Source organism: Micromonospora sp. NPDC047812 (assembly GCF_040704175.1).
GTDB lineage: Bacteria > Actinomycetota > Actinomycetes > Mycobacteriales > Micromonosporaceae > Micromonospora.
The window spans coordinates 609,564-620,171 of sequence record NZ_JBEYRY010000003.1; the positions used below are offsets into that span (position 1 = coordinate 609,564).

General features: G+C 71.5%; 7 protein-coding genes. 6 read left to right on the top strand and 1 reads right to left on the bottom strand.

Annotated elements, in window-relative coordinates; translation table 11 throughout:
* Nucleotides 1-81 precede the first annotated feature (81 nt).
* From AB0883_RS17850 to AB0883_RS17870, 5 genes are all read left to right on the top strand, one after another.
* Entirely contained in the window at nucleotides 82-2,685 is a 2,604-nt protein-coding gene (locus tag AB0883_RS17850) for a nitrate- and nitrite sensing domain-containing protein (RefSeq protein WP_366642221.1), read from the top strand.
* Nucleotides 2,686-2,776: 91 nt separating this feature from the next.
* Nucleotides 2,777-3,199 (top strand): roadblock/LC7 domain-containing protein, encoded by a 423-nt coding sequence (locus AB0883_RS17855; RefSeq protein WP_091629996.1) that lies wholly within the window; start codon nucleotides 2,777-2,779, stop codon nucleotides 3,197-3,199.
* A 5-nt stretch (nucleotides 3,200-3,204) separates the two neighbouring features.
* Nucleotides 3,205-3,591: a DUF742 domain-containing protein gene (locus AB0883_RS17860; protein ID WP_121400719.1), complete on the top strand. Its 387-nt coding sequence runs from the start codon at nucleotides 3,205-3,207 to the stop codon at nucleotides 3,589-3,591.
* Nucleotides 3,572-4,183 (top strand): ATP/GTP-binding protein, encoded by a 612-nt coding sequence (locus AB0883_RS17865; protein WP_121400720.1) that lies wholly within the window; start codon nucleotides 3,572-3,574, stop codon nucleotides 4,181-4,183. Before AB0883_RS17860 ends, AB0883_RS17865 begins: the two co-directional genes overlap by 20 nt.
* A 633-nt stretch (nucleotides 4,184-4,816) precedes the next feature.
* Nucleotides 4,817-6,922, top strand: coding sequence for a hypothetical protein (locus AB0883_RS17870; RefSeq protein WP_366642222.1), 2,106 nt, complete (start codon nucleotides 4,817-4,819; stop codon nucleotides 6,920-6,922).
* 53 nt (nucleotides 6,923-6,975) lie between these two features.
* Here AB0883_RS17870 and AB0883_RS17875 read toward each other — a convergent pair whose 3' ends face one another.
* A complete protein-coding gene (locus tag AB0883_RS17875) occupies nucleotides 6,976-9,831 on the bottom strand; it encodes an aconitate hydratase (protein WP_366642223.1) in 2,856 nt (951 codons plus the stop codon).
* 159 nt (nucleotides 9,832-9,990) lie between these two features.
* On the opposite strand from AB0883_RS17875, the gene AB0883_RS17880 reads away from it, so the two are divergent.
* Complete coding sequence (locus AB0883_RS17880) at nucleotides 9,991-10,347, top strand: VOC family protein (RefSeq protein WP_366642224.1); 357 nt, start codon at nucleotides 9,991-9,993, stop codon at nucleotides 10,345-10,347.
* Nucleotides 10,348-10,608 lie beyond the last annotated feature (261 nt).

A 10,608-nucleotide genomic window follows, 5' to 3' on the forward strand; every position in this document is an offset into this window, starting at 1 on the left:
CGCACGGCCCTCCGGCGGGACATCCGCGCTTTTACGATCTGCCGTTGATGACCTGAGTCAACGCCGGCCTGGGACGGTTCAATGCGTTCTCGCGGTACGAGTATCCGCACGAAGGTTATCGCTCTCCTGCTCTCCCTCGTGGCCCTCTGGATGTTCGCGGCCTGGGTGACCCTGCGGGACGGCTTCAATCTGCTCGGCGTCCAGATGCTCAACGCCAAGATCTACGTTCCCAGCGAGCCGCTGCTCCAGGAACTCCAGCTGGAACGCCGCCTGACCCAGGCGTACCTCAGCGACCCGGGGCCGGAGCAGCGGGCGGCGCTCGAGGCCGAACACCGCACGACGGCGGAGTTGACGGCCTCCTTCACCAAGTCCGTGCGGCACTGGCAGGTCGACGTCGCCGGCGGCGACGCGTTGAGCAGGCAGCTCGACGAATCGGTGGCCCAGCTGGAGGCGCTGGGGGCGGTACGCAGCGCGGTACTCGATCGCGGTACCGACCGGATCTCCGCGGCGGACGCCTACACCCGTGCCATCGGATCCATCTTCCAGATCTACGACGTCACCGGCAGCCTGGACGACAAGGAGCTGGCGGCGGACGCCGCGGCCCTCATCCAGCTCAACCGGATGAAGGAGCTGATCTCGCAACAGGACGCGCTGCTCAGCGGCCTGTTCGGCAGTGGCCGCATGAGTGGCCCGGAGTACGCCCGATACACCACGCTCGTCGGCGCCGAGCGGTTCCTCGGCGACGAGACCAGATCGAAGCTCTCCGCCGCCGACCAGCGGCGCTACCAGCAGCTCGTCGACAGCGAGCCGTTCAAGCGCCTGCGCTCGGTGCAGGACGGCATCATCCGCGGCGGCCAACCGACGACACAGCTGCCGGTGAACCGGGACGAGTGGCGTGACACGGTCGACCAGGCGCTGGCCGAGGTCAACAGCACGGTGGTGGCGGGCGGCGACGACATCGTGGGCCGGGCGTCGACCGTGGGCGCGATGGTGGTCGTGCGCCTCGTACTGGCCACCGGCCTGGGCCTGCTGGCGGTCATCGTCTCGATCGTCGTCTCCGTCACGACGACCCGTGCCCTGCTGCGGCAGCTGGAGCGGCTGCGCGAGGCCGCCTTCCGGCTCGCCAACGAGCGGCTGCCCGGCGTGGTCGAGCGGCTCGGCCACGGCGAGGAGGTCGACGTCGCCAAGGAGGCGCCTCCGCTGGAGTTCGGTGACGACGAGATCGGCCAGGTCGGCAAGGCGTTCAACGCCGTGCAGGAGACCGCCATCCGTACCGCCGTCGAGCAGGCCGAGCTGCGCCGCAACGTACGCGACGTCTTCCTCAGCCTGGCCCGGCGCACCCAGGCGCTGGTGCACCGCCAGCTCACCCTGCTCGACGCGATGGAGCGCCGCGAGCACGACGCCGAGGAGCTGGAGGACCTCTTCCGGGTCGACCACCTGGCCACCCGGATGCGGCGCAACGCCGAGAACCTCATCCTGCTCTCCGGCTCCACGCCGGGCCGCGCCTGGCGGCGCAACGTGCCGATGGTCGACGTCGTCCGCGGCGCCGTCGCCGAGGTCGAGGACTACACCAGGGTCAACGTGCTGCCCCTCGGCGCGGTCTCGCTCACCGGCCGCGCGGTCGGCGACGTCATCCACCTGCTCGCCGAGCTGATCGAGAACGGCCTGTCCTTCTCCCCGCCGCACACCTCGGTGGAGGTGCGCGGGCAGATGGTGGCCAACGGCTTCGCCATCGAGGTCGAGGACCGTGGCCTGGGCATGAGCGAGGAGGACCTGGCCGCCGCGAACCACCGGATCGTCGACCAGTCCGAGCTGAACCTGGCCAACGCCTCCCGCCTGGGGCTCTACGTCGTCAGCCGGCTGACCGAGCGGCACGGCGTGCGGGTGCAGCTCAAGGAGTCCGCGTACGGCGGCACCACGGCCGTCGTGCTGATCCCGGCCGAGCTGGTGACCGTGGACGACGAGGACCCGAGCACCTCCGGCGGGTTCCGGGCCGGCCTGCCCGCTGCCGGCCCGGCGGCCGGCGCGTCCGGCCAGGCGCCGCCCGCCGCCGAGCCGCCGCTCGCCACGGCGCCGGTGGCGCTGGCCGAACCGCTCACGTCCCGCCCACGCTCGGCGCCGGACGCCGACGCCCCCGCCGCGGGGGACGCCGACGACGGTGGCGCCCTGCCGACCCGGTCGCGCGGCCGGAGCCTGCCGACGACCGGACCGGCCCTCGACGCGCGGCTGCCCGTCCGGCCCCGTGGCGGCCCCGAGCAGTACGCCCTGGACGGCCCGACCTTCCCGACCGGCCTGCCGACGGCCGCGGCCCGGCCCGCGCCGGCGCAGACGCCCGACGCGGCGGAACCGGCCGCACCGGAGGCGGACGCCGGGTCCACGGCGACCGGCGGTCCGGCGTCGACGGCCCGCCAGGTGACGGCGCGTACCGACTCGGGGCTGCCGGTCCGGGTCCGGCAGGCCAGCATCGTGCCGGAGCTGCGCGACGATCCGGCAGCCGGCGGGGACGACGACGGGGACGACGACGCGGTACGCCCGCCGGAGCAGGTACGCCGGATGATGAGCTCCTACCAGACCGGCACCCGGCGCGGCCGTACGGACGCCGCCCGGCTGCTCGGCGGGGCGGGCGACAGCCGAACCGAGGCCGGCGAGGAACCCGACGCCGGCGACGACCTGCAAGCGACCTGACCGGTGCCGGCACGGTGCGGGGGATCCCCGCACCGTGGCGGTCGGCCGAGACGAGCACGGCGACAACAGCCGGGGGAGAAGAGGACGACGAGTGGCGCAGAAGACGGCTTCGAGTGCCGACCTGACGTGGTTGCTGGATGATCTGGTCGGCCGGGTGAAGCAGGCCGACCACGCGGTCGCGCTCTCGACGGACGGCCTGTTGATGGCCGCCTCGCGAGGGCTCGGCCGGGACGACGCCGAGCACCTGGCGGCCATGGCGGCCGGCATCCAGAGCCTGGCCCGGGGCGCCGGCAAGCGCTTCGGCGGCGGGCAGGTGCAGCAGACCATCATCGAGATGCAGTCGTCGTTCCTGTTCGTCACAGCGGCCGGGCGCAACGCCTGCCTCGCCGTGCTCGCCAGCGAGGACGCCGACGTGGGTCTGATCGCCTACGAGATGGCGATGCTGGTCACCCGCGTCGGCAAGTACGTGGCGTCGCCGTCGCGGACCGGCGAGCAGCAGACCGGCGAGAAGTAGCCGCGATGACGGTGCAGGGGGAGTCCTCGGAGCACCAGTGGGTCGACGACCATGCCGGCCCGGTCGTGCGCCCGTACGCGATGACGCGCGGCCGGGCCCGGCCGGTCACCGGCACGTTCGACCTGATCTCCCTGGTGACGGCGACCCGCGCGGACGTGACCCCGGAGGTCGGGCTGGGCCCGGAGCACCTGGCGATCGTCGGGCTCTGCCAGCGGATCCAGTCCGTCGCCGAGATCGCCGCCCACCTGGACCTGCCGGTGGGCACCATCCGGGTCCTGCTCGGTGACCTGGCGGCCCGCAGCCTGGTGCAGGTACGCGAACCGCACACCACAGCCGGCCTTCCCGACAACAGCGTTTTCGAGGCGGTAATCAATGGACTACGGGCACTCTGAGCGGCCGGCGGGAGCGACGCCACTGCCCACCGCGATCAAGATCCTCGTCGCGGGTGGCTTCGGCGTCGGCAAGACCACCATGGTCGGTGCGGTCAGCGAGACGCGCCCGCTGCGTACGGAGGAGGTGTTGACCGAGTCCGGCGTCGGCATCGACGACCTCTCCGGGGTGGAGAGCAAGACGACCACCACCGTGGCGATGGACTTCGGCCGCATCACCATCAGCGACGACCTGGTGCTCTACCTCTTCGGCACCCCCGGTCAGGACCGGTTCTGGTTCGTCTGGGACGAACTGGCGCTCGGCGCGCTCGGCGCGGTCGTGCTGGCCGACACCAGGCGGCTCGCCGACTGCTTCCCCTCCATCGACTACTTCGAGGGCAGGGGCACGCCGTTCGTGGTGGCGGTCAACTGCTTCGAGGGGGCCCGGCAGTACCGGCTCGACGAGGTGCAGGCGGCGCTCAACCTCGACCCGGGGGTGCCGGTGCTGCTCTGCGACGCGCGGCAGCGGGAGTCCAGCAAGGAGGTGCTCATCACGCTGATGGAGCACGCCATGAAGACCCGCGAGGCCCGCCGCCGCGCCGCCGCCGCCGAGTAACCGGACGACCGCCACCACACCGCACCGCACCGCACCGCAGCCGTTTCGCTGCGCCGCCGCCGTTGCGCGGGTAGCCGCCATTACGGCTACCCCGCGTCGCAGTCCGGCTGCCTGCTGCGTCGGGTCTTCTGGCGCCTTGCTGCCTGCTGCCTGCTGCGTCTCCGGGTGTGCTGACGAGATCTTGGTAGGGAATGGCCCCTCCGGGGGCACTCGCCTACCAAGATCTCGGGCGTGAACCGGTGCCAGTGCGTCCGTTGAGTGGCGGCGCGGCCGTTGAGCGCCAGTGCGCCCGTTGGCGGGCGGGTCGAGAGGGCACGGACTCCGCATGGCCGCATCGTCGAGTCGACGGCGCGCTCCGGGTGCGCCCGTGCGTGGCTTCCCGTGGGCGCGAGGTCGGGCGGCAGTCGAACAGCCAATTGATTGACTTCGATCAATTGGGCTGCCTAGCATGGTGCTCGGAAAGCGCTTTCCGCCGTCCATCACCTGGCTGATCGCCGGTGCCGGTCCGCAACCCGACGCGTGCCCGTCCCCACTCGCGTCCGGTTCCGCGCGACCGTGCCCGGCACCCCGAACGGCATCCGGCCCCTCGTGCGCCGGCTCCGGCGATCCGCCGTACGAGAAAGGCGGAACCTCATGCTCGCGACCCGCAACCCGGACGGGCCGCCACGGCCCGGGCGTCGCCGACGGCTGCTCGCCGTCGCCGGCCTGGCCGCCGCGCTGGTGGCACCGGCATCACCGGCCGGCGCCGCGCCCCCGCCGCAGGCAGCATCCGGCACCACCGCGCAGGCGGCGGCCGGCGGCAGCTCACAGGCGGCCCGGGGCACCGCTCCGGCCACGGCCGCGGCGGTATCCGGCATCGCTCCGGCCGCGGCGGTATCCGGCATCGCTCCGGCCGCGGCGGCGGACGGCTTCGCCAGCGTCTCCGCCCTCGGCCAGAACGGGACTACCGGCGGCGCCGGCGGGCCGGTCGTCACGGTCACCACCACCGCGCAGTTCCTCGATCACATCGCCCGCCCGGGGCCGTACGTCATCCAGGTCGCCGGCACGATCACGCTGCCCACCGGCGCCAACGACGGGATGTGGAACGTCGCCTCCGACAAGACGATCGTCGGGCTCGGCGACGACGCGACGCTCTCCGGCGGAGGGCTCAACATCGGCCTGCCGGTCGACGACGACGTCACCTCGCCCCCGGCGAACGCGGTGCACAACATCATCATCCGGAACCTGCACCTCACCGGCGCGACGGACGACCTGATCAACGTCCAGATGTTCTCGCACCACATCTGGATCGACCACAACGAGTTCTCCAACGGCGACGACGGCGCAGTCGACATCAAGCGCGGCTCGGACTTCGTCACGGTCTCCTGGAACCACTTCCACGACCACGACAAGACGCTGTTGCTCGGCCACGACGAGGACGCCGGCCCCCAGGACATCGGCCGGCTGCGGGTCACGTACCACCACAACTTCTTCGACCGCTCCGACCAGCGCAACCCGCGCGTGCGCTTCTCCGCGCTGGCGCACGTCTACAACAACCACTACAACGACAACAGTTACGGGGTGGCCTCCACGTACGACGCCGCCGTGCTGATGGAGAACAACTACTTCTACAGCGTGAACAACCCGGGCCGGGTCGACTTCAGCGGCGACCTCGGCCGCATCGTCGAGCGGGGCAACATCCTGGTCGCCTGCAACCATCCGATCGAGACCCGGGGCACGGTGCCGGACCCGCGCGCGTACTACCCGTACACCCTCGACCCGGCCGCGAGCGTGCCGACCATCGTCCCGGCGGGCGCCGGGCCCGGCAAGACCACGACCCCCGCCACATCGGCTCTCGCCACATCGGCCCTCGTCGCGCCGGCCGCCGCGGGCCCGGACGGCTTCGCCGCCGTCAACGCCCTCGGCCAGAACGGCACCACCGGCGGCGCCGGGGGACCGACCGTGACCGCGACCAACGCGGCGGACTTCCTGGAACACATCGACACGGTGGGCCCGCTGGTCATCCAGGTCACCGGGCGGATCGCGATCACCAGCAAGCAGGGGGTACGCCCCAACAAGACCATCGTCGGGGTCGGCAACGCCGAGATCACCGGCGGCGGGCTGGACTTCTACCGGTCGTACAACGTGATCGTCCGCAACATCAACTTCACGAACGCGGAGGACGACGCGATCAACGTCGGCCAGAACTCGCACCACATCTGGATCGACCACAACCGCTTCTCCGGCGCGGTGGACGGCTCGGTCGACATCGTGCGCGGCGCCGACTACGTGACGGTGTCGTGGAACCACTTCGACCACGCGGACAAGTCCATGCTGATCGGTCACTCCGACGGCTCGGCCTCCACCGACGTCGGCCGGCTGAAGGTCAGCATCCACCACAACTTCTTCGACAACAGCCGCCAGCGGCACCCCCGGGTCCGCTTCGGCGAGCCGGTGCACGTCTACAACAACTACTTCCTCGGCAACGCCCTCTACGGCGTGGCGTCGACGGAGAACGCCGGCGTGCTGGTGGAGGGGAACTACTTCCGCGATGTGCCGTACCCGATGTGGTCGGCGAGCGGCTACGCCGACAGCGGACCCGGCCGGGCGGTGCAGCGCCACAACGTGTACGTCGGCTCCGGCACGCCGGAGACGAACGGCACCGTGGTCGAGCCGCGCACGTACTACCCGTACACCCTCGACCCGGCGGCGGACGTGCCCGCCCTGGTCCTCGCGGGCGCCGGCACCGGCCGCATCTGAGCGGACACGCGAGGGGCCCCTGCCGTCGTGGCAGGGGGCCCTCGTCCGTGTCGTCAGTTGGCGATCATGCGACGCAGCACGTACTGCAGGATGCCGCCGTGCCGGTAGTAGTCCGCCTCGCCCGGGGTGTCGATCCGGACCACCGCGTCGAACTCGACGCCGGTTTCGGTGCTGACCTTGACCGTACGCGGGGTCTCGCCGTCGTTCAGCGCGGTCACCCCGGTGATGGAGAACGTCTCCGTGCCGGTGAGCCCGAGCGACTCGGCGGTCTCGCCGGCCGGGAACTGCAGCGGGAGCACGCCCATGCCGATCAGGTTCGAGCGGTGGATCCGCTCGTACGACTCGGCGATGACCGCCCGGACGCCGAGCAGCATGGTGCCCTTGGCCGCCCAGTCGCGCGACGAGCCGGAACCGTACTCCTTGCCGGCCAGCACGACCAGCGGGATGCCCGCCTCCTGGTAGGCCACGGAGGCGTCGTAGATCGAGGTCTGCTCGCCGGTCAGGTGGTTGACCGTGAAGCCGCCCTCGACGCCGGGGACCAGCTGGTTGCGCAGCCGGATGTTGGCGAAGGTGCCCCTGATCATCACCTCGTGGTTGCCCCGGCGCGAGCCGTACGAGTTGAACTCGTGCCGCGGCACGCCGTGCTCGGCGAGGTACGTCCCGGCGGGCGAGTCGGCCTTGATGGAACCGGCCGGCGAGATGTGGTCGGTGGTCACCGAGTCGCCCAGCTTGGCCAGCACCCGGGCGTCGGTGATGTCGACTACCGCCTTCGGCTCCCGCTCCATGCCCTCGAAGTACGGGGGCTTGCGGACGTAGGTGGACTCCTCCGCCCAGGCGAACGTGTCGCCGGTCGGGGTCGGCAGCGACTGCCAGCGCTCGTCACCGGCGAAGACGTCCTCGTACGCCGCGCTGAAGCCGGTGGCGCCGATCGCCGAGGCGATGACGTCCTGGATCTCGGCGCTGTTGGGCCAGATGTCCCGCAGGAACACCGGGTTGCCCTCGCTGTCCTCGCCGATCGGCTCGTTGGCCAGGTCGATGTCCATCGTGCCGGCCAGCGCGTACGCGACCACCAGCGGCGGGGACGCCAGGTAGTTCATCTTGACGTCCGGGTTGATCCGGCCCTCGAAGTTGCGGTTGCCGGAGAGCACGGAGACGACGGCCAGGTCGGCCTCGTTGACCGCGGCCGAGACCTCCTCCGGCAGCGGGCCGGAGTTGCCGATGCAGGTGGTGCAGCCGTAGCCGACCAGGTGGAAGCCGAGCTTCTCCAGGTAGGGCGTGAGGCCGGCCCGCTCGTAGTAGTCCATGACGACCTTGGAACCCGGAGCCAGGGTGGTCTTCACCCACGGCTTGCGGGTCAGGCCCTTGTCGACCGCGTTGCGGGCCAGCAGGGCCGCGCCGATCATCACCTGCGGGTTGGAGGTGTTGGTGCAGGAGGTGATCGCCGCGATGACCACGGCGCCGTGGTCCAGCTCGTACTCGACGCCGTCGGCGCTGGTGACCCGGGTCGGGTTGCTGGCCCGCCCGCCGGAGCCGACCGCCGCCGTCTCCAGGTCGCGCGGCGCGTCGGCCGGGTCGCTGACCCCGTTGGCCGGGGAGTCGCTGGCCGGGAAGGACTCGGCGCTCGCCTCGTCGGCGTGGCCCTGCACGCCGAACGGCTTCTCCAACTGCGGCACGCCCGACTTGCGGCCACGGTCGCCGCCGGTCTCGTCGGCGGCCACGTAGTCGGTCAGCGCCGAACGGAACAGCGTCTTGGCGTTGCCCAGCGGGACCCGGTCCTGCGGGCGCTTCGGGCCGGCCAGGGACGGCTCGATCGTGCCCAGGTCCAGCTCCAGGCGCTCCGAGTACTCCGGCTCGGCGTCCGGGTCGTGCCAGAGGCCCTGCTCCTTGGCGTACGCCTCGACGAGCGCGACCTGCGCGGCGTCCCGACCGGTCAGCTCCAGGTAGCGGACGGTCTCGGCGTCGATCGGGAAGATCGCGACGGTGGAGCCGTACTCCGGGGACATGTTGCCGATGGTGGCCCGGTTGGCCAGCGGCACGGCGCCCACGCCCGGGCCGTAGAACTCGACGAACTTGCCCACCACGCCGTGCTTGCGCAGCATCTCGGTGATGGTGAGCACCAGGTCGGTGGCGGTGGTGCCGGCCGGCATCTCGCCGGAGAGCTTGAAGCCCACCACGCGCGGGATCAGCATGCTGACCGGCTGGCCGAGCATCGCGGCCTCCGCCTCGATGCCGCCGACGCCCCAGCCGAGCACGCCCAGGCCGTTGACCATCGTGGTGTGCGAGTCGGTGCCGACCACCGTGTCCGGGTACGCCTGGCCGTTGCGCTCCATGATCGTACGGGCCAGGTACTCGATGTTGACCTGGTGCACGATGCCCGTGCCCGGCGGGACGACCTTGAACTCGTTGAACGCGGTCTGGCCCCAGCGCAGGAACTGGTAGCGCTCCTTGTTGCGCTCGTACTCCAGCTCGACGTTGCGCTCGAAGGCGTCCTCGCGACCGAACAGGTCGGCGATGACGGAGTGGTCGATGACCAGCTCGGCCGGGGCGAGCGGGTTCACCTTGGTGGCGTCGCCGCCCAGGTCCCGCACCGCCTCGCGCATGGTGGCCAGGTCGACCACGCAGGGCACGCCGGTGAAGTCCTGCATGAGCACCCGCGCCGGGGTGAACTGGATCTCGACGCTCGGGTCGGCGTCGGATTCCCAGGCCCCGAGCTGCCGGATGTGGTCGGCGGTGATGTTCGCGCCGTCCTCGGTCCGGAGCAGGTTCTCCAGGAGGATCTTCAGGCTGTAGGGGAGCCGTTCGTGCCCCTCCACCTTGCTGATCTTGAAAATCTCGTAGCTCGCGTCTCCGACGCGTAGCTGGGTCTTCGCACCGAAGGTGTCGAGGCTCGCCACGTCGTACTCCTTCACACCAGCGACCGTGAGTAGTCCTGAGCAGTCTGTCGCACCGGTCGGGGTGCCGCCGTGGTTAGGGGACACTTACCGCCGATCTCGTCGTCAACAAAACCGTACGTCCGTCTTGCTAACTTCGCAACCTCGTGCCATCGTTCGGGACGAGGAGGTGCCATCATGATCCATCACGTCCAGCTCGCCTGCCCACGCGGCTCCGAGGAGGCGTCGCGGGCCTTCTACGTCGGCGTGCTCGGGATGATCGAGAAGCCCAAACCGCCCGCGCTCGTGGCCCGTGGCGGCTGCTGGTTCACCGGGCACGGCGCGGAGCTGCACCTGGGCGTGGAGGACGGGTTCAGCCCCGCCCGCAAGGCCCACCCGGGCCTGCTGTGGCCGGACCTGGACGCGCTCGCCGCCCGGTTGGTCGCCGCCGGATACCCGGTCAACTGGGGCGACGACGAGCTGCCCGGGATGCGCCGCTTCCACTCGCAGGACACGCACGGCAACCGGCTGGAGTTCCTCGCCCCGGTCGACTGACGGCCCGGGCACGCCGTCGGGGCAATGATCACCGTGGCGGCGGACCTGCCTCGCCGCTGCCGCCGATGGCGCGCTCTGGCCGCTGCGTCCGCAACCACTGTCCGCCCCCGGCTGCCGGCGCCGACTCGGCCGGCTGGGCCGCCGCCTCGCCTCCGGGTGTTGGGGCCGACTCGGCCGGCTGGGCCGCCGCCTCGCCTCCGGGTGTTGGGGCCGACTCGGCCGGCTGGGCCGCCGCCTCGCCTCCGGGTGTTGGGGCCGACT

Bases quoted from the DNA above. Each gene is read 5' to 3' on its own strand.
- AB0883_RS17850 (WP_366642221.1), top strand. From the start codon at position 82: ATGCGTTCTCGCGGTACGAGTATCCGCACGAAGGTTATCGCTCTCCTG.
- AB0883_RS17860 (WP_121400719.1), top strand. From the start codon at position 3,205: ATGACGGTGCAGGGGGAGTCCTCGGAGCACCAGTGGGTCGACGACCAT.
- AB0883_RS17865 (WP_121400720.1), top strand. From the start codon at position 3,572: ATGGACTACGGGCACTCTGAGCGGCCGGCGGGAGCGACGCCACTGCCC.
- AB0883_RS17870 (WP_366642222.1), top strand. From the start codon at position 4,817: ATGCTCGCGACCCGCAACCCGGACGGGCCGCCACGGCCCGGGCGTCGC.
- AB0883_RS17880 (WP_366642224.1), top strand. From the start codon at position 9,991: ATGATCCATCACGTCCAGCTCGCCTGCCCACGCGGCTCCGAGGAGGCG.